We start from the raw sequence: 20323 nt of genomic DNA, 5'->3' as shown, positions 1-20323 counted from the left end.
AATGAGAGTGTTATTCTTACTGTTTATCGTATGTCCGGCAATTGAAATCGGTTTGTTTCTGCTGGCGGGAAAATGGCTCGGTATTTTTCCGACCTTCCTTCTCATCATTTTGACAGGCGTGTTAGGCGCTTTGGTGGCAAAAAGACAGGGAACCGATGTGTATCATCGGGTGATGCGCGACCTGCAGCACGGCAAAATGCCGGGGGAAGCGCTTCTTGACGGAATATGCGTCTTTTTCGGAGGCCTGCTTTTGATGCTTCCGGGTTTTCTGTCCGATATTGCAGGGGCCTGTCTTCTGATTCCGTTCACTCGGAACCGCATGAAGCCGCTTTTGTTCAAATGGCTGAGAGGGATGTCAAAAAACAAGCGGATCATTATCAAATAAAAAACGGCAGCCTTCTTACAGGGCTGCTGTTTTTATTTGGATTGAACAGTAATATAGGCCCATATTTCTTTTAGAGCGCCCGTTGTGATAAAGGCCTGAATGAAAACGAGCAGCGCGGGCCCGGCAGCCAGTCCTAAAATTCCGAACAATTTAAAGCCGGCAAACAGGGCGATTAAGGTCGCAAGCGGATCAAGTCCGATTGACTTGCTTAAAATTTTCGGCTCCGTCAGCTGGCGCTGAATGAGAACCACAATATATAAAACACCGAGACCGATCGCTTGAGGAAGCTGACCGGCAATGGCCAAATACATAATCCAGGGAACAAAGACCGACCCGGCGCCGAGATACGGGAGCAGATCAACCAGGCCGATAAAAAAGGCGATGGTTGCCGCATGCTCAATCCCTAAAAGAAAAAGTCCGATAAAGACAATGATCATCGTGAAAAGTATGAGCACGGCCTGCGCCTTAATGAAACCTGCCATCGCTTTTTTCAGCTCTCCCGATACGGCCTTGGCGTTTGCCGAAACCCGTTCCGGAAAAATGGAATAAAGCAGCGCCTTCAGCTTATGCCAGTCCTTTGTCATAAAAAAAGTCGCCAGCATTGCGAAAATGAAGACGGCAGCTGTATTGGGAAGGAAGGCAATCCATTTCGGCACCAGCTCCAAAAGATGTGAAAGCATGAGCCCCGCATTTTTAGCGGCTGTATCACCGAGGGTCTGAATATGCGTCACGATGGAAGCCTGCTGATTGGTTTCCAGCCCGTTAAATAGGACGGTCAGCTCGTGGTACAATGGCTGAATGCGGGAAGTGAACAGCTCTTCGCAATACGTCATAAAGGCGCTGATATGGGGAGGGAGCGTTTTGGCCAGATAGGCGGTTCCCGAAATGATTTCCGCAACGAGAAATGTTGCCGCGCCGAGAAGAATAAGCAAAAAGAAGACCAGGACAATGACTGTATTGACTGACCGGGGCAGCCCCGTCAGTTTGTCCAGCCAGTCAACAACGGGAATGATCGCTGATGACAGAATAAGGGCGATCAGAAACGGATAAGTTAACGGAAATGAGGCGTAACCGGCCGCTAAAGCGCCGCCGGCCGCAGCGAGTACAAACAGCGCGCGGAAAAAAACAGTTGCATAGTGCGGATTCACATCGATCCTCCTCTCGGTCGGCACGTCCTATTACATTAGTTTATTCGTCAAAAAAAAGGATATGATTACAGATATGATGAAAGAGGGTGCTTTCAGGATGTTTACACAGGCGAATTTATTTTTACTATTATTGCTGGCCATCGCATTGGTAGCCAAAAATCAGTCATTGCTTTTTGCCGTCGGCTTTCTCATTGTGATAAAAGCTGTCGGTCTTGATCAGAAACTATTTCCGGTTATTCAGTCAAAAGGCATCAACTGGGGGGTCACCGTCATTACAATCGCCGTTTTAGTGCCGATTGCCACAGGTGATATCGGTTTTAAACAGCTCGGAGAAGCGATGAAATCATATTATGCGTGGATCGCTCTCGGTGCCGGGATCGCGGTTGCCTTAATCGCCAAAAACGGTCTCACCTTATTGGAAAACGACCCTCATATTACAACGGCGCTGGTCATCGGCACGATACTTGCCGTCGCGCTTTTCGGAGGCGTCGCCGTCGGCCCGTTAATCGGCGCCGGAATCGCCTACTTGGCCATGCAAATCGTTAAAATATTCACTTCATAAAGTAAAAAAGCGGCGTAAAGCTGCTTTTTTTTGCGGGTGAAAATAAGAGTTTGCAGCGCATTTTGTAGTTCAGACAAATGCCATTTGCATTATTCCGAGGAATGAAGTGGCTTACCATGTAACAAAGAACTTCGGAATCGCCGGCGCATATTGTGCGATGACAGCGGATGCAGTAAGGCGGTTCCAATTGATGAATGGATTAAAAGCTGATGGGATTTATGCACTTGAACCAAATCAAAACTTGAAGTGTTGTTAAAATAAGCGGAGACCCTTTCCTTCAATTTGAAAGTTTGTTAAATTTATAATGAGAATGAAAAAACACAATTCGGTTGGTAGTCCGGATGCATTATTTAAAATGTCAGTAACCTTCCCCTCCTCGGGATGTCCATCATTCTTCAGTAAATTTAGGAGGAGGGAATCGTTATGAAATTAACGGTTTACTACGATGGTCAGTTTTGGGTAGGAGTCATTGAAGTTGTGAATGATGGGAAATTAAGAGCAGTTCGACATTTGTTTGGAAAAGAGCCCAAGGATTCAGAAATCATGCATTTTGTTCATAATCAACTTTTACAGACTCTCTCCCGCACTGAACAAGCAGGGGTTTGTGTTAAAGCAAAATCTAAGAAGTTAAACCCAAAAAGATTACAACGGCAAGCTTCTAAAGAGATGAAAAATATCGGGATATCAACTAAGGCGCAAAAAGCGATAAAACAGGAGCTTGAAGCAAGAAAAGAAAAGAGAAAACAACTGAACAGAAAACAAAGAGAAAAAATAAAGGAACAAAAATATTTAATCAGAAAACAAAAAGCAAAAGAAAAGCATAGGGGCAAATAATTGGAGAACCCGATGAAGCCCTTCGATTGAAAAGTTGAGCGGCATCAGTTTTTTCTTCAGACTGATTTAGAAAAAAGAAGCAGAAATCGAGCCCTTCTCGAGATGAGGAGGGTTTTTCTGCATTTATTTAACTTCACCTACATCAGTAAATGAGTCAGTTTCAATTGATGAACGGTTTGATGAGGATATTTACGGCCCGAAAACAGCGCAAATGCAGTCAAACGATTCCAGTCCATGTACGGGGAGCCAACTAAAACCAAGACATGGATTTCCGAAGCTGATCCGAACATTGATTCAGTCGAGTAAACAAAATCCCCCCTTCTCCGGTAAAGAAGGAGGGATTTGCGGTGAAGTTGTTGCGCCTGTCCTTTTAAAGTTTCCCCAAAGCTCCCCCCAAATGAAAACATGAGAATACATGGTTTTACAAAGCATCTGAAAGCAAGCGATTAAATTTATCAACGCCAAGCCTTGATATATAGGGCTTTTAAAACATTTTTAGTTAAAAGTCTACAAATTAATCAGATTATTGTTTATAATAAGAATAGGCTTAAACTTAAATAAGCTTATAAGAATTTGTTATGTTCCTCTATAAGCATACCGGTTATGTAACCGCAACCAGTGAAATGTAAGCATTTTCTTAAAGGGGAAAGGGATTGTTTGCATGACTCATTTTAAGTAAGCCGTATGTTTTATATACTCTTTAAAGGGGAATTTTGATTGAAAAGGAGAGGTTGAATATGACAGCAACACGCGGTCTTGAAGGGGTTGTAGCAACAACATCATCTGTAAGCTCTATTATCGACGATACCCTTACATATGTAGGGTACGATATTGACGACTTGACAGAGAATGCAAGTTTTGAAGAAATCATTTATTTGCTGTGGCATCTGCGCCTGCCGAATAAAACGGAACTTGCTGAACTGAAAAAACAGCTTGCGAAAGAAGCTGCCGTTCCACAAGAAATCATTGAGCACTTCAAATCCTATCCCCTCAATAACGTACATCCAATGGCTGCGCTCCGGACGGCGATTTCATTACTCGGTCTGACTGACAGTGAAGCCGATGTCATGAATCCGGAAGCGAACTACAGAAAAGCCATCCGTCTGCAGGCGAAAGTGCCGGGCATTGTCGCCGCTTTCTCAAGAATCCGCAAAGGACTTGATCCTGTTGAACCGAAGGAAGAGTACGGAATCGCGGAGAACTTCCTTTACACCTTAAACGGTGAAGAGCCTTCTCCGATCGAAGTGGAAGCGTTTAACAAAGCGCTCATTCTTCATGCGGATCATGAGCTGAATGCATCAACATTTACGGCGAGAGTATGTGTCGCCACCTTATCTGATATTTACTCAGGCATCACTGCCGCAATCGGCGCTTTAAAAGGACCGCTTCACGGCGGAGCCAATGAAGCCGTCATGAAAATGCTGACAGAAATCGGCGAAGTGGAAAACGCCGAGCCTTATATCCGCAGCAAAATGGAGAAAAAGGAAAAAGTAATGGGCTTCGGACACCGTGTGTATAAGCATGGAGACCCGCGCGCCAAACACTTAAAAGAAATGAGCAAACGCCTGACCAATCTGACGGGTGAAAGCAAATGGTACGAGATGTCAATCCGTGTCGAAGAAATCGTGACGTCGGAGAAAAAACTTCCGCCTAACGTTGATTTCTATTCCGCATCTGTATACCACAGTCTCGGCATTGATCACGATCTGTTCACGCCGATCTTTGCGGTCAGCAGAATGTCAGGATGGATCGCCCATATTCTTGAACAATACGATAACAACCGCCTCATCCGCCCGCGCGCTGATTACACGGGTCCGGATAAGCAGACTTTTGTTCCGCTTGATGAAAGAGCCTGATCAAACGGGAGGCTGGTGATTTTCATGTCGTTAGCCTCTTGTTAATCAAGCCCGGATTGGTTTACAATTTTGATAGAATCTTGAGAAAAGTCATTTTATTTTTTATACAAGAAAAATAAAATGTTTTCTAAATATGAATTACATACTGGGAGGTAATATTGTGTCACAAGGTGAAAAAATTACAGTCTCTAATGGAGTATTAAACGTACCAAATAATCCGATTATCCCGTTTATTGAAGGCGACGGCACAGGCCCTGATATTTGGAATGCCGCTTCTAAAGTATTGGAAGCCGCTGTTGAAAAAGCATATAAAGGCGAGAAAAAAATCACGTGGAAAGAAGTTTATGCCGGTGAAAAGGCTTATAATAAAACAGGTGAGTGGCTTCCTGCCGAAACACTGGAAGACATCAGAGAGTACTTCATCGCCATCAAAGGTCCTCTGACGACGCCGGTCGGCGGCGGTATCCGTTCTCTGAACGTGGCGCTGAGACAGGAGCTTGATTTGTTTACGTGCCTGCGCCCTGTCAGATATTTCACGGGAGTGCCTTCTCCGGTCAAACGTCCTGAAGATACGGATATGGTCATTTTCCGCGAGAATACGGAAGATATTTACGCCGGAATTGAGTATGCGAAAGGTTCTGAAGAAGTTGAAAAGCTGATCAGCTTCCTGCAAAATGAAATGGGCGTTAACAAAATCCGTTTCCCTGAAACGTCAGGAATCGGGATCAAGCCTGTTTCTGAAGAAGGCACAAGCCGCTTAGTCAGAGCTGCCATTGAGTATGCGATCGAAAACGGCCGTAAGTCTGTCACGCTTGTCCACAAAGGAAACATCATGAAGTTCACTGAAGGGGCATTTAAAAACTGGGGCTACGAGCTTGCCGAAAGAGAATACGGAGATAAAGTATTCACTTGGGCTGAATATGACCGCATTGTCGAAAAAGACGGAAAAGAAGCGGCTGATAAAGCGCAGAGCGAAGCGGAAGCGGCAGGAAAAATCATCGTCAAAGACAGCATCGCTGATATTTTCCTTCAGCAGATCTTGACCCGTCCGAGCGAATTCGACGTCGTGGCGACAATGAACTTAAACGGAGACTATATCTCTGATGCGCTTGCCGCTCAGGTAGGCGGAATCGGAATCGCGCCGGGAGCGAACATCAACTATGAAACAGGGCATGCGATTTTCGAAGCGACTCACGGAACGGCTCCTAAATATGCCGGCCTTGACAAGGTCAACCCGTCATCCGTCATCCTTTCAGGAGTGCTTCTTCTTGAACACCTGAACTGGAATGAGGCTGCTGACTTGATCATTAAATCTATGGAAAAAACGATTGCTTCAAAAGTAGTAACGTACGATTTTGCTAGATTAATGGACGGTGCAACTGAAGTGAAATGTTCAGAGTTCGGTGAAGAGCTCATCAAAAACATGGACTGAACCTAAAGCAGACTTCTAATGAAGCCAAAAAAGGAGAAGAGAATCATGGGAAAAACACGCAGTAAAGTTTCTGTTATCGGAGCAGGATTTACGGGAGCGACAACAGCCTTTCTTACAGCTCAAAAAGAGCTTGCGGACGTTGTGCTCGTTGATATTCCGCAATTAGAAAACCCGACAAAAGGAAAAGCGCTAGACATGCTCGAAGCAAGTCCGGTTCAAGGATTTGACGCGAAAATCACAGGCACGTCCAACTACGAGGACACAGCCGGTTCTGATATCGTCGTCATCACAGCCGGAATTGCGAGAAAACCAGGCATGAGCCGTGATGATCTCGTATCTACAAACGAAAAAATCATGAGAAGCGTCACACGTGAGATCGTGAAATATTCTCCTGACTGCATTATCGTTGTATTGACAAACCCTGTTGATGCGATGACATATGCGGTGTACAAAGAATCAGGCTTCCCGAAAGAACGCGTCATCGGACAATCCGGAGTGCTTGACACTGCGCGATTCAGAACATTCGTCGCTGAAGAATTAAACCTGTCTGTAAAAGATGTGACCGGTTTTGTTCTTGGCGGACACGGTGACGACATGGTTCCTCTCGTCCGTTATTCCTATGCGGGCGGCATTCCGCTTGAAACGCTTATCCCGAAAGACCGTCTTGATGCGATTGTAGAACGCACAAGAAAAGGCGGCGGGGAAATCGTCAACCTTCTCGGAAACGGAAGCGCCTACTACGCGCCTGCTGCATCACTGACTGAAATGGTAGAAGCCATTTTGAAAGATCAGCGCCGCGTGCTTCCGACCATCGCTTACTTAGAAGGCGAATACGGTCATGAAGGCATTTACTTAGGCGTACCGACGATTATCGGAGGAAACGGCCTGGAGCAAATCATCGAGCTTGAACTGACAGACTATGAAAAAGCGCAGCTGAGTAAATCAGTTGAATCTGTCAAAAACGTGATGAAAGTATTGTCATAAGAAAAAAGGGAAGGCTTCCGAATCAGAAGCCTTCCTCTTTTTACAATTAATGAAAGCGTTTTCTTTTTCCCTGAGCGATCCTTTCTCTGAAAATGATCAAAAAGGCGAATTGTCTGAACGGGCAGTATTGGATAAAATGAAATCATAAAGTGATATGCAGCACATAAAATAGAGAAAATTGGATGTCGGGGAAAATAGACAGCGGAGGGCGCAGCATGAACAAAAAAATTTTAATTGTAGATGATGAACAATCTATCGTTACTCTTTTACAGTATAATCTGGAACGGTCCGGCTATGATGTCATAACCGCATCAGACGGCGAAGAGGCTCTGGAGCTGGCAGAGAATGAAAATCCGGATTTAATCGTACTGGATGTCATGCTGCCGAAAGTGGACGGAATCGACGTCTGTAAACAGCTCAGACAGCAGAAAATGATGGTTCCGATCTTGATGCTGACAGCAAAAGATGAGGAATTTGATAAGGTGCTGGGACTGGAGCTCGGAGCGGATGATTACATGACAAAGCCGTTCAGTCCGCGGGAAGTCACTGCGCGGGTGAAAGCCATTTTAAGAAGGGCTGACATTTCTTCGCTGTCACAAGGCAGAGAAGAGGAAAAGGACGGGCAGATCCTCATCGGCGAGCTGAAAATTCTTCCGGAGCATTACGAAGCGTACTTCAAGTCAGAACAGCTGGAATTGACGCCTAAAGAATTTGAACTGCTTCTGTATTTGGGAAAACACAAGGGAAGAGTGCTGACGAGAGATCTTCTGCTGAGCGCGGTCTGGAACTATGATTTTGCCGGGGATACCCGGATTGTTGACGTTCATATCAGCCATCTGCGCGACAAAATCGAATCAAATACCAAAAAACCCATCTATATTAAAACAATCAGAGGTTTGGGGTATAAACTGGAGGAGCCAAAAATGAATGAATAAAGTCCGTGTGCGTCTGTTCGCTTTACTCGTTGTATGTATCATATTGGTTTTCAGTGTTCTCGGCCTTTTTTTACAGCAGCTTATTTCTTCATCCGCTGAAGAAAGAACGGCGGATCAGCTGAAAAAGGAATCGGTATACATAGCGGGCCTTCTTGACACCGGCCGAATCGGCAATAAAAGCAATGAAACGGTAATCCGTGACGCCGGCCGCACCCTCGGTATAAACGTCTCCTTGCTCAACGAGAAGGGTGACGCCGTATATCATTCCGGCAGTCGTGCTGATGATTCAACCGTAAAGGAGTTCATTTCTCACAATAAAAGCGAGGAAGCCGTACAGTCGAAAAGCAGAGTCATCCGCGGCACTGCCGTAAAAAATGACGCCGGGAAAATTGCGGGGTATGTACTCGTTTCCTCGGATATCAACGGCGGTTCAAGCGTTACCGGAGAAATGTGGGGCATGCTGGCAGCAAGTCTTTGTACCGCTTTTATCATTATCGTTTTCTTTTATACAAACATGACGTCGCGTTACAAAAAATCAATCGACGCCGCGACAAAGGTGGCGACGGAGCTGTCCAAAGGGAATTACGACGCCCGCTCCTACAGCGGTTACGCAAGGCGGTCGGACCGTCTCGGGCGTGCGATGAACAGCCTGGCGGTCGATTTAATGGAAATGACAAGAACGCAGGATATGCAGCGCGATCGTCTGTTAACCGTCATTGAAAATATCGGATCCGGTTTGATTTTAATAGACGGGAGAGGTTTTATCAATCTCGTGAACCGGTCATACACGAAGCAGTTTCATACAAAGCCTGAACGTCTGCTTCGGCGCCTTTACCACGATGCGTTTGAACATGAGGAGATCATTCGGCTTGTCGAAGACATTTTTATGACGGAGACGAAAAAATGCCAGCTGCTCAGACTTCCCATCAACATTGAGCGGCGCTACTTTGAAGTTGACGGCGTTCCGATCATGGGCCCTGATGATGAATGGAAGGGCATCGTCCTCGTTTTTCACGATATGACGGAAATTAAAAAATTGGAGCAGATGAGAAAGGACTTCGTCGCCAATGTCTCCCATGAACTGAAAACACCGATCACCTCGATTAAAGGATTTACGGAAACACTGTTAGACGGAGCGATGAAAGACGAAAAGGCGCTTTCAGACTTTCTGTCTATCATTCTGAAAGAAAGTGAGCGGCTCCAATCTCTCGTGCAGGATTTATTGGATTTATCCAAGATGGAGCAGCAAAACTTTACGATGCGCGTAGAGTCCTTTGATGCTGCAAAAATTCTGCATGAAATTGAGGCGCTTTTGCAGCATAAGGCTGAGGAAAAAGGCATCAGCTTTCAGCTCGATCTCCCGGAAGAGCCGATTTTTGTGACGGGTGATGCGCACAGGCTGAAGCAGGTATTTTTGAATCTGGCGAACAATGCCCTGACCTACACGCCTGAAAAAGGGACGGTGGGGATTTCGGTACATGTGAAAGAAACCGTTGTCGATATCAAAGTGTCCGATACGGGAATCGGCATTCAGAAAGAAGAGATCCCGCGGATATTTGAGAGATTCTACCGCGTGGATAAAGACAGAAGCCGCAACTCGGGAGGAACCGGCCTCGGCCTCGCCATCGTGAAGCACTTAATAGAAGCCCATGAAGGTAAAATCGAGGTCACAAGCGAGCCTGGACAGGGAACTGTGTTCACTGTGACGCTGAAGCGGCCGCCGGCAGCGTGATCAGCTTTACAAAGGATTAACAATTTCTTCATGACCTGTTAAACCTATCTTGTTAGGATATAACAGAACCCCTTCATCCAAGGAGCCAATTTTGACGGCGGGAACGCGTTTTCTTGTTCCCGTCCTTTTTTGCGTTTTCACGGGGTCCGCTCATTTTCCTTTCAAATTGAACTTTGTTAAAATAAGAGAAGCTGTGAGATTAAAAAACAGAGGAATGACGAGCTTTTGCTCTTAGGAGGATATTGAATGACGGAACGAAAAAAATTAGTGCTTGTCGACGGAAACAGTCTGGCGTACCGGGCGTTTTTTGCATTGCCGCTTTTAAGCAATGAAAAAGGCATTCATACAAATGCCGTATACGGGTTTGCGATGATTTTAATGAAAATGCTGGAGGATGAAAAACCGACCCATATGCTGGTGGCTTTTGATGCGGGGAAAACCACTTTCCGCCACAGCACGTTTAAAGAATATAAAGGCGGAAGACAAAAAACGCCGCCGGAGCTTTCAGAACAGATGCCGTTCATCCGTGAGCTCCTCGATGCCTACAACATCAGCCGCTACGAGCTTCCTGAATATGAAGCGGACGATATTATCGGCACGCTTGCCGTATCTGCTGAAAAAGACGGCTTTGAAGTGAAGGTCGTTTCGGGGGACAAGGACTTAACCCAGCTTGCAACCGGGAAAACGACCGTTGCCATTACGAGAAAAGGCATTACCGACGTAGAAGATTACACGCCGGAGCACGTGCGGGAAAAGTACGGTCTGACTCCTTTGCAAATCATTGATATGAAGGGATTAATGGGGGATTCATCCGATAACATACCGGGCGTCCCCGGCGTCGGAGAAAAAACCGCGATTAAGCTCTTAAAGCAGTTCCATTCGGTTGAGAAACTGCTTGATTCCATTGATGAAGTCAGCGGAAAAAAATTAAAAGAAAAGCTTGAAGAATATAAGGAACAAGCCCTGATGAGCAAAGAGCTGGCGACGATTATGACAAATGCGCCGATTGAAGTCAAGCCCGAAGATTTAGATTACCAAGGGTTTGACCGTGAACAAGTTGTTGCCATTTTTAAAGACCTCGGTTTTAATACGCTTCTTGAGCGGCTCGGTGAAGAAAGCGGGGAAACGGCGGAAGAAAATTTTGAAGACATCAATGTCGAAACGGCAGAAGAAATCACCGAAGATATGCTTGTTTCGCCGTCCGCTTTGGTCGTCGAACAAATCGGTGATAACTATCACGAAGAACCGATCCTCGGCTTTTCCATCGTGAATGAAACAGGTCTTTATTATATTCCGAAAGAAATCGCCATTCAGTCTGAAGCTTTTAAATCTTGGGCTGAAGATGAATCGATGAAAAAGTGGGTGTTCGACAGCAAACGTTCCGTCGTCGCTTTGCGCTGGCAGGGAATTGAGCTGAAGGGAACGGAATTTGACGCGCTTCTTGCTGCCTACATTATAAACCCGGGCAATTCGTACGACGATGTCGCGAGCGTAGCGAAAGAATACGGGCTGAATATCGTTTCAAAAGATGAAGCAGTATACGGAAAAGGCGCAAAACGCGCCGTTCCCGCTGAAAAAGAGCTTGCCGATCATCTCGCGCGGAAAGCGTCTGCCGTTAACAGCCTCCGTGACAAACTGCTTGACGCTTTGGAAGAAAATAATCAGCTTGAGCTTTATGAAGATCTTGAACTCCCGCTTGCGCTAATTCTCGGAGAAATGGAATCAATGGGCGTCAAAGTGGATGTGGAAAGACTGAAGCGAATGGGAGAAGAGCTCAAGGCAAAACTGAAAGAATATGAAGAAAAAATCCATGACATCGCCGGTGAGCCGTTTAACATCAATTCACCAAAACAGCTCGGCGTCATTCTGTTTGAAAAACTCGGTCTGCCGCCAGTAAAGAAAACAAAAACAGGCTATTCCACTTCAGCTGATGTGCTTGAGAAGCTCGCAGACAAACATGATATCGTCGCATACATTCTGCAATACAGACAAATTGGCAAACTCCAATCGACTTATATTGAAGGGCTGCTGAAAGTCACGCGCAAGGGTTCTCATAAGGTGCATACACGATTCAATCAGGCATTGACGCAAACCGGACGCCTCAGCTCAACGGATCCGAACCTGCAAAATATTCCGATCCGGCTGGAGGAAGGGCGGAAAATCCGTCAGGCTTTCGTACCGTCCGAACCGGACTGGCTTATTTTCGCCGCCGATTATTCACAAATTGAATTAAGGGTGCTTGCGCATATTTCAAAAGATGAAAATCTGATCGAAGCGTTTACGAATGACATGGACATTCACACAAAAACCGCCATGGACGTGTTTCATGTCAGTGAAGATGAAGTGACACAAGCGATGCGCCGCCAGGCAAAGGCCGTCAATTTCGGCATCGTTTACGGCATCAGTGATTACGGGCTGTCGCAAAACCTCGGCATCACCCGGAAAGAAGCGGGCGCTTTTATTGACCGCTATTTGGAGAGCTTCCCGGGCGTCAAGGCGTATATGGAAGAATCGGTGCAGGAAGCGAAACAAAAAGGATATGTGACGACACTTATGCAGCGCCGCCGCTATATCCCTGAGCTGACCAGCCGCAACTTCAACCTGCGGAGCTTTGCGGAACGGACGGCCATGAATACGCCGATTCAGGGAAGCGCCGCCGATATTATTAAAAAAGCCATGATTGACATGGCAGCTGAGCTGAAAGAAAAAAACCTGAAGGCGCGGCTGTTGCTTCAGGTGCACGATGAATTGATTTTTGAAGCGCCTAAGGAAGAAATTGAAATATTAGAGAAGCTGGTTCCTGAAGTAATGGAGCATGCTTTGGCATTAGACGTGCCGCTGAAGGCGGATTATGCTTCAGGGCCGTCTTGGTACGATGCAAAATAAACAGAAAAAAAGGAAGTGATGATTGTGCCGGAATTACCAGAAGTTGAAACGGTCCGGCGCACTCTGACCGGTCTTGTGAAGGGGAAAACGATTGAATCGGCGGATATCAGATGGCCGAATATCATCAAAAAACCCGCTGAGCCGGAGGAATTCGCGCGGCAGATTGCAGGAGAAACGATCCGATCCATCGGAAGAAGGGGAAAGTTTTTGCTTTTCCATTTGGATCATTATGTCATGGTGTCACACCTGCGTATGGAGGGGAAATACGGTCTTCATCAGGCCGATGAGCCTGACGATAAACATGTGCACGTCGTGTTTCACATGACGGACGGAACACAGCTCCGCTACCGGGATGTCCGGAAATTCGGCACGATGCATTTGTTTGCGCCGGGAGAGGAACGGAATGCATTACCGCTTTCACAGCTCGGGCCCGAACCCGATGATGAAGCATTTACCGCCGCTTATTTAAAAGAGCGGCTTGCAAAAACGAACCGCGCGGTAAAAACCGCCCTGCTCGACCAAAAAGCGGTCGTCGGCCTCGGCAATATTTATGTCGATGAAGCTTTATTCCGGGCGCGTATTCATCCTGAAACAAAAGCGAACAGTCTGTCGGACGGGCAGATAAAAACGCTTCATACAGAAATTAAAGACACCCTTCAGGAAGCGATTGACGCGGGCGGGAGCACCGTCCGGTCTTATATCAATTCTCAAGGGGAGATCGGAATGTTTCAGCTCAAACATTACGTATACGGCAAAAAGGATGAACCGTGCAAAACGTGCGGCACGATGATTTCTAAAATCGTGGTCGGCGGAAGGGGCACTCATTTTTGCGCCCGCTGCCAAAAAAAATCATAAACTGAAGCTGTTCAAGCAGGCGGCAGCAGAATGACTTTTTTCTAACACAGTTGATGACCTTTCTCCATATATATATTGTGATTCACCCAATAGGCATATGTCACAATTGCCGATCAAGAGAAAGGGAGAAACGGATATGGAGATTGTTTCTTTGCTGCTTTTGGCTTTTGCTGTCAGCTTGGACAGTTTTTCAGTCGGGTTTACGTACGGTTTGAGAAAAATGAAAATCCCGTTCAAAGCGATTGCCGTGATCGCCTGCTGTTCAGCCTCTGTGATGTTTATATCCATGCTGATCGGCCATTTTCTGACAAAGATTTTTCCCGTATCCGTCACGGAGAAACTGGGCGGGCTGATCTTAATCGGAATAGGGGCATGGGTCATCTGGCAATTTTTTAAACCGGCTAAAGAGCCGGATTACTTATTGCATGAAAAAACGCTGCTTAATCTTGAAGTGAAATCGCTCGGCATCGTCATTCATATTTTGAAAAAACCGACCAGCGCCGATATTGATCAATCCGGAACCATTAACGGAGTCGAGGCGCTTCTGCTCGGTATCGCCTTATCCATTGACGCGTTTGGCGCCGGGCTGGGAGCGGCCATTCTCGGCTTTTCTCCGGTTATGATGAGCGTGACTGTCGGGGTGATGAGCTCGCTGTTTGTTTCACTCGGCATAAACGCGGGGCATTTGCTTTCAAGGTGGAATTGGATAGATAAAATGACATTTTTGCCGGGAGTCCTGCTGATTATCATCGGGATTTGGAAAATGTAAGAAGGAGTGGGCTTTTTGAGCTTGGTCATCGGTTTAACGGGAGGCATCGCAAGCGGCAAAAGCACGGTAGCGCGTATGCTGATCGACAAAAAAATAACAGTCATTGATGCGGATGTCATCGCGAAACAGGCGGTGGAAAAAGGAATGCCGGCTTACGGACAAATTGTGGAAGCATTCGGAAAAGACATCCTGCTGGAAAATGACGATATTGACAGAAAAAAACTCGGTTCTATCGTTTTCACTGACGAACAGAAGCGTCTGAAGCTGAATCAGATCGTTCATCCGGCAGTGCGTGCGGAAATGCTGAAACAGCGGGATGAAGCCATTGCGAGAAAAGAGCAGTTCGTCGTTTTGGATATACCGCTTTTGTATGAAAGCGGGCTTGATTATCTTGTCGGCAAAGTGCTCGTCGTCACCGTACCGGCAGACATTCAGCTCAAACGGCTGATGGAGCGGAATTCCCTGACAGAAGAAGAAGCAATGAGCCGGATAACGTCGCAAATGCCTTTAGCGGACAAAACAAAAAAAGCTGACGCCGTCATTGATAACAGCGGCAGTCTTGAACATACAAAGCACCAGCTTGAGGAAGTATTGAGCGGCTGGGCATAAACAAACACCGTTCGGAAAGCCGAACGGTGTTTTTCTGGTTAAAAATCAAAATTGTCAGGGTCCGGACCGACACGGAGATTTTCGTTCAGATCATCAATCCGCTTCATATCGTCAGCTGACAGTTCGAAATCAAAGACATTTGCATTTTCTTCAATACGGTGTTTTTTAGTTGATTTCGGAATGGTGATGACACCGTTTTGCAAATCCCAGCGCAAAATCACTTGAGCGGCTGATTTGCCGTATTTCTCAGCAATCTCCTGTAATACGGGGTGATCAAGCAGCTGCCCTTGCATCAATGGCGACCACGCTTCAAGCTGAATGCCTTGTTCAGTGCAGAAAGCAAGCAGTTCTTTCTGTGTCAGGCGCGGGTGGTACTCCACCTGGTTGATCATCGGCTTGATTTCCGTTTCTTTCATGAGATGTTTCAGGTGGTGAATTTGGAAATTGCTGACCCCGATCGCCTTAATGCGTCCATCCCGGTAGAGGGTTTCGAGCGCCCGCCACGCATCGATGTACTTTCCTTCGACAGGCCAATGGATCAAATATAAATCTAAATAATCTAAACCGAGTTTTTCTAAGCTTGTGTCAAACGCTTTTAACGTTTCTTCATATCCTAAATCGGCATTCCATACTTTTGACGTGACAAAAATGTCTTCACGTTTTAATCCCGCTTCTTGCAGCCCTTGGCGGATCCCTTCGCCGACACCTTCTTCATTTCCGTAAATCGCGGCGGTATCAACGCTGCGATAGCCGTGCACCAATGCCGTTTTCACCGCGTTGACGAGTTCCGCGCCTTCCTCTACTTTGAAAACTCCGATGCCGAACCAAGGCATCTCTACTCCGTTATGCAATGTTGCTTTTGCTTGTAAATGTGTTGTCATGTATATATTCCTCCTATTATTTGTCTGTCGAAAAAATCAAAATGCGCTGAAGAAAAACTCACCTCCTTTCAAGGGCAGTGCGATCCCGCTTTTCCAGCTTCCTGCTCCATCCGGTTAATACGACCGCGCTGAGCACCATCAGCGCCCCGATCCAAGCGGTATGAATGATTCCGATTGAGTCTGTAATGATTCCGCCGGCAAACGAGCCGATCGCGATTCCGGCATTAAATGCCGCGATATTTAAGGCTGATGCTGTATCAACGGCGCTTGGCGCAAAACGTTCACTCAGCATCACGACATATACCTGAAGCCCCGGCACATTCATAAACGCCAACAGCCCCATGAAAATAATGGTGATCAGCCCGGCTGTTTTAAACGGCGCGGTAAAAGTCAGGACAAACAGCACAGCAGCCTGGACAATGAACATATAAAACAAGGCTTTCAGCGGATTCCGGTTTGATAAACGGCCGCCAATCATGTTTCCGATGGCAATCGCAATTCCGTAAATGAGCAGGATGGCCGCGACGGTTTCTTTCTGAAAACCGGTTACCTCCTGAAGAAGCGGAGATAAATACGTAAACACGACAAACGTTCCGCCGTAGCCTAACGCTGTAATAATAAATAAAAGCAATAACCGGCCGTTTGTGACGAGTTTGAGCTGCTCGGAAAATGCGGTTTTCGTCCCTTTGCGCAAATGAGACGGAACGAGAAGCGCGTTTGTGAGGAATGCGATGATTCCTACCGCCACAATCACGGCAAATGCGATTCTCCATCCGAATTGCTGGCCGAGATAGGTGCCGAACGGAACGCCGGTCACCGTAGCCACCGTCAGCCCCGTGAACATAATGGAAATCGCGCTTGCTCTTTTATGCTCCGGCACGATATTGGCGGCGATCGTTGCCCCGATTGACATGAAAATGCCGTGGGAAAAAGCCGAAATGACCCGTGCCGCCAGTAAGACGCCGATTGAGGAAGCGCTCGCTGCGAGTGTATTTCCGGCGATAAAAATCAACATCACCCAGAGCAGCAGTGTTTTCCGCGACATGCCGGATGTGAGAGACGTTAAAACCGGCGCGCCGAATGTCACGCCCAGAGCATACATGGAAACGGTAAGTCCCGCCGTTGTCACAGGTATATGCAGATCTTGAGATATAAGCGGCAGCAGTCCGACGCTGATAAATTCGGTTGTGCCGATCGCAAAAGCGCTGACGGCTAATGCCAGCAGCGCTGGTAAATAGCTTTGGCGATGTGAAGACATCTGTTTTCCTCCTTAAACGATAATGTATGGTTGAAATGATGCCGGGTAAACGATATAAGTATAAGAGTACATTCCTTTTCAGCCGGCAAATGTCATTATGATTGATAGAAGTGTCATTGAAAAGAACGTACTTTTAAGTGCCATAGGCACTTTTTAGTTCCTATAGATGAGGAGGAATTACCGTTGCTGAAGAAAAAATACAATATATCCGTAGAGGCGGCGCTTGAAGTGATCGGCGGAAAATGGAAGTGTGTGATCCTCTGCCACCTCATGCGCGGGAAAAAACGGACAAGCGAATTGAAGCGGCTTATGCCGGACATCACCCAGAAGATGCTGACACAGCAATTGCGGGAGCTGGAAGCTGACGGCGTCATCAACCGGATCGTGTACAATCAGGTGCCGCCGAAAGTGGAATACGAGCTGAGTGAATACGGGCACAGTCTGGAAAGAATTTTAAATGCGCTGTGTGACTGGGGCGCGATGCATATTGCTAAACGGTACGGCGAGGTGTCTTCCGTTTTAGAGGACAGCATTTTAAATGACAAATTTAAAGAACCGGGACAAATATAAGAAAAAAGCAGGCAGCCTGAGACGCTGATCCTGCTTTTTTTATGGAAGAAAGATCATTTTATATGCAAAAAAACCGATTGAACAACATATTGATCGGTATAAGGGTGGATTTTTATCAAGTTGTACTGGCGGATTTCTTTTAATGTGTTATACTATATATAAATAAAGGTAAATTAGAGTGGCATATTAAAAAGGGGTGACCTGAGCATGAAGGTAAAAGTAGCAATAAACGGGTTTGGAAGAATCGGAAGAATGGTGTTCAGAAAAGCAATGGAAGATGATCAAATTCAAATAACAGCCATTAATGCAAGCTATCCCCCGGAAACGCTTGCTCATTTGATAAAGTATGACACAATTCACGGCAAATACCATCAAGAAGTTGAGACCGCCGACGACAGCCTGATCGTCAACGGAAAACATATTATGCTGTTCAATCGCCGGGACCCGAGAGAGCTTCCGTGGAAAGAATGCGGAATAGACATCGTCGTAGAGGCAACGGGGAAATTTAATTCAAAAGAAAAAGCGATGAGCCATATTGAAGCAGGGGCGAAAAAAGTCATTTTAACGGCTCCGGGCAAAAATGAAGACGTTACCATTGTCATGGGAGTAAATGAAGAGCAGTTCAATCCCGATGAACATGTCATTATTTCAAATGCATCCTGCACGACAAACTGTCTTGCGCCGGTCGTCAAAGTGCTTGATCAGGAATTCGGGATTGAAAGCGGGCTGATGACGACTGTTCACGCTTACACGAATGATCAAAAAAATATCGACAATCCGCATAAAGATCTGCGGAGGGCGAGAGCGTGCGGAGAATCCATCATTCCGACTTCTACAGGCGCCGCTAAAGCGCTGTCGCTCGTGCTGCCTCATTTGAAAGGAAAACTTCACGGTCTCGCTTTGCGTGTTCCCGTTCCGAATGTGTCATTAGTGGACCTTGTCTGCGATCTGAAAACAGATGTGTCGGCCGAGCAAGTGAACGCCGCTTTCCAAAGAGCCTCAAAAACGTCGATGTACGGAATTCTTGATTATTCGGATGAGCCGCTCGTTTCTTCAGATTATAATACGAATTCACACTCTGCGATCATCGACGGACTGACAACGATGGTGATGGAAGACCGAAAAGTAAAGGTGCTCGCCTGGTATGACAATGAATGGGGATATTCCTGCCGGGTCGTTGATCTTATCCGTCACGTCGCCGCGCGAATGAAACACCCGTCAGCTGTGTAGACTAAAGTTCATGGACATTTGTTAGAAAAAAACCCTTAACGGCATATTCGCAAAAAACACACCTTGCAAAATAAACTTAAACACAGTATACTATCTTTCGTGAACTTCTTGCTCGTGACTGCTTCGGAATTACTTAAAGGGTTAGGACCTCTCCGGACTAACTTTCCCCCGTGGTAAATGGCCGGGTCAGTTCTCGGAAATTCACTTTTTTAATTCTTGTTAAGGGGGGTCCATGATTATGGAAACAATGGGGCGTCACGTCATCTCCGAGCTGTGGGGATGCGATTTTGATAAGCTCAATGACATGGATTTTATTGAAAAAACGTTTGTAAATGCTGCTTTGAAATCAGGAGCTGAAGTGCGCGAGGTCGCATTTCACAAATTTGCACCGCAAGGCGTAAGCGGAGTCGTTATTATCTCTGAGTCACATTTAACGATTCACAGTTTTCCTGAACACGGATATGCAAGCATTGATGTTTATACTTGTGGAGACCTGGATCCTAATGTGGCTGCGGATTACATTGCGGACGCATTACATGCAGATACAAGAGAAAACATTGAAATACCGAGAGGAATGGGGCCTGTACAGATTAAACAGGCACAAGCGAAAGTACTGTAATTTTCAAAACGCAAACACAAGGGAGCTAAGCTGAAAAAGCCATTACGCGCTTTGAAGCTGATGCTCCTTTTCTAATGTAAAAAAACAGCATTGCTTTTTCTTTAAGCATTTTTTTTGTAAAATAGAAGAGATAAGGCCGGTCTATCGGCTCTCCCAACAAATAGGCTCATCCTAGAAACGTTGGCGGGCATTTACCGGAAGCTTGCGAACCGCATTACAGCAACGAAACAGATGGGAGCTGATCCAATTTGAAATGTCCTTCATGCCAGCATAACGGTTCCCGCGTACTTGATTCACGGCCTGCGGACGAAGGGAAATCAATCCGCAGAAGGCGGGAATGCGAAGCCTGCCATTACCGCTTCACTACATTTGAGAAGTTTGAAGAGATGCCTCTGATCGTCGTGAAAAAAGAAGGCGTCCGGGAAGAATTCAGCCGTGAAAAAATGCTGCGCGGGTTAATTAAAGCTTGTGAAAAAAGGCCCGTTCCTTTGAAAACATTGGAAGACATGTGCTTTGACATTGAAAAAGAGCTGAGAAACCAAGGCGTATCTGAAGTCAAAAGCGAACTTGTCGGAGAAATGGTAATGGACCGCCTGGCGAAAATCGATGAGGTGTCTTATGTCCGCTTTGCCTCCGTCTACCGGCAGTTTAAGGATATAAACGTGTTTATCGATGAATTGAAAGATTTAATAAAGAAAGAACGCTGAGAGAGCTAAGAGATTGTGTCTGGCTCTTTTCTCATGAGCAAAATTGGCATTTGATAGATCGCAGAAACGGT

At 46.2% G+C, this 20323-nt stretch carries 19 protein-coding genes and 1 pseudogene; 17 read left to right on the top strand and 3 right to left on the bottom strand.

Features of this window, described 5'->3' with window-relative positions; all coding sequences use genetic code 11:
- The first annotated feature begins 1 nt into the window (after position 1).
- A complete protein-coding gene (locus L3V45_RS13685; RefSeq protein ID WP_012118168.1) occupies positions 2–385 on the top strand; it encodes an FxsA family protein in 384 nt (127 codons plus the stop codon).
- Between the two features lie 32 nt (positions 386–417).
- Here L3V45_RS13685 and ytvI read toward each other — a convergent pair whose 3' ends face one another.
- The gene (gene ytvI / locus L3V45_RS13680) at positions 418–1533 is read right to left on the bottom strand and encodes a sporulation integral membrane protein YtvI (protein WP_003152446.1); all 1116 of its coding nucleotides are present in this window, start codon (positions 1531–1533) and stop codon (positions 418–420) included.
- Between the two features lie 97 nt (positions 1534–1630).
- Between ytvI and L3V45_RS13675 the strand changes: the two genes are divergently transcribed.
- The 12 genes and pseudogenes from L3V45_RS13675 to coaE all read left to right on the top strand — a co-directional run bounded on the left by L3V45_RS13675 (position 1631) and on the right by coaE (position 14987).
- Positions 1631–2095 (top strand): DUF441 domain-containing protein, encoded by a 465-nt coding sequence (locus L3V45_RS13675; RefSeq protein WP_003152447.1) that lies wholly within the window; start codon positions 1631–1633, stop codon positions 2093–2095.
- Between the two features lie 124 nt (positions 2096–2219).
- Positions 2220–2356: pseudogene (locus L3V45_RS13670) on the top strand (peptidoglycan-binding domain-containing protein); the annotation flags it as partial.
- Between the two features lie 162 nt (positions 2357–2518).
- Complete coding sequence (locus L3V45_RS13665; protein WP_236837040.1) at positions 2519–2929, top strand: YjdF family protein; 411 nt, start codon at positions 2519–2521, stop codon at positions 2927–2929.
- 737 nt (positions 2930–3666) lie between these two features.
- Positions 3667–4785 carry a citrate synthase gene (gene citZ / locus L3V45_RS13660; RefSeq protein ID WP_014305566.1) on the top strand — a complete coding sequence of 373 codons (1119 nt, stop codon included), beginning with the start codon at positions 3667–3669 and terminating at the stop codon, positions 4783–4785.
- A gap of 160 nt (positions 4786–4945) precedes the next feature.
- Positions 4946–6217, top strand: coding sequence for an NADP-dependent isocitrate dehydrogenase (gene icd / locus L3V45_RS13655; RefSeq protein ID WP_003152454.1), 1272 nt, complete (start codon positions 4946–4948; stop codon positions 6215–6217).
- Positions 6218–6262: 45 nt separating this feature from the next.
- A complete protein-coding gene (gene mdh, locus L3V45_RS13650) occupies positions 6263–7201 on the top strand; it encodes a malate dehydrogenase (protein ID WP_003152455.1) in 939 nt (312 codons plus the stop codon).
- A 215-nt stretch (positions 7202–7416) separates the two neighbouring features.
- On the top strand, positions 7417–8136 hold the full coding sequence (locus L3V45_RS13645; RefSeq protein WP_201489038.1) for a response regulator transcription factor: 720 nt from the start codon (positions 7417–7419) through the stop codon (positions 8134–8136).
- A complete protein-coding gene (pnpS, locus tag L3V45_RS13640) occupies positions 8129–9868 on the top strand; it encodes a two-component system histidine kinase PnpS (protein WP_236837039.1) in 1740 nt (579 codons plus the stop codon). The genes L3V45_RS13645 and pnpS overlap by 8 nt, the downstream gene beginning before the upstream one ends.
- 246 nt (positions 9869–10114) lie before the next feature.
- Positions 10115–12754 carry a DNA polymerase I gene (gene polA / locus L3V45_RS13635; protein WP_052586427.1) on the top strand — a complete coding sequence of 880 codons (2640 nt, stop codon included), beginning with the start codon at positions 10115–10117 and terminating at the stop codon, positions 12752–12754.
- A gap of 24 nt (positions 12755–12778) precedes the next feature.
- Positions 12779–13609, top strand: coding sequence for a DNA-formamidopyrimidine glycosylase (gene mutM / locus L3V45_RS13630; protein WP_015387866.1), 831 nt, complete (start codon positions 12779–12781; stop codon positions 13607–13609).
- A gap of 136 nt (positions 13610–13745) precedes the next feature.
- Entirely contained in the window at positions 13746–14378 is a 633-nt protein-coding gene (gene ytaF / locus L3V45_RS13625) for a sporulation membrane protein YtaF (protein ID WP_014305562.1), read from the top strand.
- A 15-nt stretch (positions 14379–14393) separates the two neighbouring features.
- Positions 14394–14987, top strand: a complete 594-nt coding sequence (gene coaE, locus L3V45_RS13620; protein WP_032858078.1) for a dephospho-CoA kinase — start codon at positions 14394–14396, stop codon at positions 14985–14987.
- Positions 14988–15025: 38 nt separating this feature from the next.
- On the opposite strand, the gene L3V45_RS13615 is transcribed toward coaE, so the two are convergent.
- Together L3V45_RS13615 and L3V45_RS13610 are read right to left on the bottom strand one after the other, a co-directional pair.
- On the bottom strand, positions 15026–15868 hold the full coding sequence (locus L3V45_RS13615; protein WP_003152464.1) for an aldo/keto reductase: 843 nt from the start codon (positions 15866–15868) through the stop codon (positions 15026–15028).
- Between the two features lie 58 nt (positions 15869–15926).
- The gene (locus tag L3V45_RS13610; RefSeq protein WP_201489037.1) at positions 15927–17126 is read right to left on the bottom strand and encodes an MFS transporter; all 1200 of its coding nucleotides are present in this window, start codon (positions 17124–17126) and stop codon (positions 15927–15929) included.
- A 183-nt stretch (positions 17127–17309) separates the two neighbouring features.
- Here L3V45_RS13610 and L3V45_RS13605 point away from each other — a divergent pair, with 183 nt between their 5' ends.
- The 4 genes from L3V45_RS13605 (at position 17310) to nrdR (ending at position 20252) form a co-directional block, all read left to right on the top strand.
- Positions 17310–17696 carry a winged helix-turn-helix transcriptional regulator gene (locus L3V45_RS13605; protein ID WP_003152469.1) on the top strand — a complete coding sequence of 129 codons (387 nt, stop codon included), beginning with the start codon at positions 17310–17312 and terminating at the stop codon, positions 17694–17696.
- Positions 17697–17903: 207 nt separating this feature from the next.
- Positions 17904–18926: a glyceraldehyde-3-phosphate dehydrogenase gene (locus L3V45_RS13600; RefSeq protein WP_014305558.1), complete on the top strand. Its 1023-nt coding sequence runs from the start codon at positions 17904–17906 to the stop codon at positions 18924–18926.
- A 238-nt stretch (positions 18927–19164) separates the two neighbouring features.
- Positions 19165–19545, top strand: a complete 381-nt coding sequence (gene speD, locus L3V45_RS13595; RefSeq protein ID WP_003152471.1) for an adenosylmethionine decarboxylase — start codon at positions 19165–19167, stop codon at positions 19543–19545.
- Positions 19546–19793: 248 nt separating this feature from the next.
- On the top strand, positions 19794–20252 hold the full coding sequence (nrdR, locus tag L3V45_RS13590; RefSeq protein WP_003152473.1) for a transcriptional regulator NrdR: 459 nt from the start codon (positions 19794–19796) through the stop codon (positions 20250–20252).
- The last annotated feature ends 71 nt before the right edge of the window (positions 20253–20323 follow it).

This window comes from Bacillus sp. R45, from assembly GCF_021729365.1.
Taxonomy (GTDB): Bacteria; Bacillota; Bacilli; order Bacillales; family Bacillaceae; genus Bacillus; species Bacillus velezensis.
The sequence above is the reverse complement of the archived record's forward strand: the minus strand, read 5'-3'. Positions and strand labels throughout refer to the sequence as shown.

Bases quoted from the DNA above. Each gene is read 5' to 3' on its own strand.
- ytaF (WP_014305562.1), top strand. From the start codon at position 13,746: ATGGAGATTGTTTCTTTGCTGCTTTTGGCTTTTGCTGTCAGCTTGGAC.
- L3V45_RS13600 (WP_014305558.1), top strand. From the start codon at position 17,904: ATGAAGGTAAAAGTAGCAATAAACGGGTTTGGAAGAATCGGAAGAATG.
- pnpS (WP_236837039.1), top strand. From the start codon at position 8,129: ATGAATAAAGTCCGTGTGCGTCTGTTCGCTTTACTCGTTGTATGTATC.
- mdh (WP_003152455.1), top strand. From the start codon at position 6,263: ATGGGAAAAACACGCAGTAAAGTTTCTGTTATCGGAGCAGGATTTACG.
- L3V45_RS13665 (WP_236837040.1), top strand. From the start codon at position 2,519: ATGAAATTAACGGTTTACTACGATGGTCAGTTTTGGGTAGGAGTCATT.
- L3V45_RS13685 (WP_012118168.1), top strand. From the start codon at position 2: ATGAGAGTGTTATTCTTACTGTTTATCGTATGTCCGGCAATTGAAATC.
- L3V45_RS13615 (WP_003152464.1), bottom strand. From the start codon at position 15,868: ATGACAACACATTTACAAGCAAAAGCAACATTGCATAACGGAGTAGAG.
- L3V45_RS13645 (WP_201489038.1), top strand. From the start codon at position 7,417: ATGAACAAAAAAATTTTAATTGTAGATGATGAACAATCTATCGTTACT.
- speD (WP_003152471.1), top strand. From the start codon at position 19,165: ATGGAAACAATGGGGCGTCACGTCATCTCCGAGCTGTGGGGATGCGAT.
- L3V45_RS13610 (WP_201489037.1), bottom strand. From the start codon at position 17,126: ATGTCTTCACATCGCCAAAGCTATTTACCAGCGCTGCTGGCATTAGCC.
- polA (WP_052586427.1), top strand. From the start codon at position 10,115: ATGACGGAACGAAAAAAATTAGTGCTTGTCGACGGAAACAGTCTGGCG.
- citZ (WP_014305566.1), top strand. From the start codon at position 3,667: ATGACAGCAACACGCGGTCTTGAAGGGGTTGTAGCAACAACATCATCT.
- L3V45_RS13675 (WP_003152447.1), top strand. From the start codon at position 1,631: ATGTTTACACAGGCGAATTTATTTTTACTATTATTGCTGGCCATCGCA.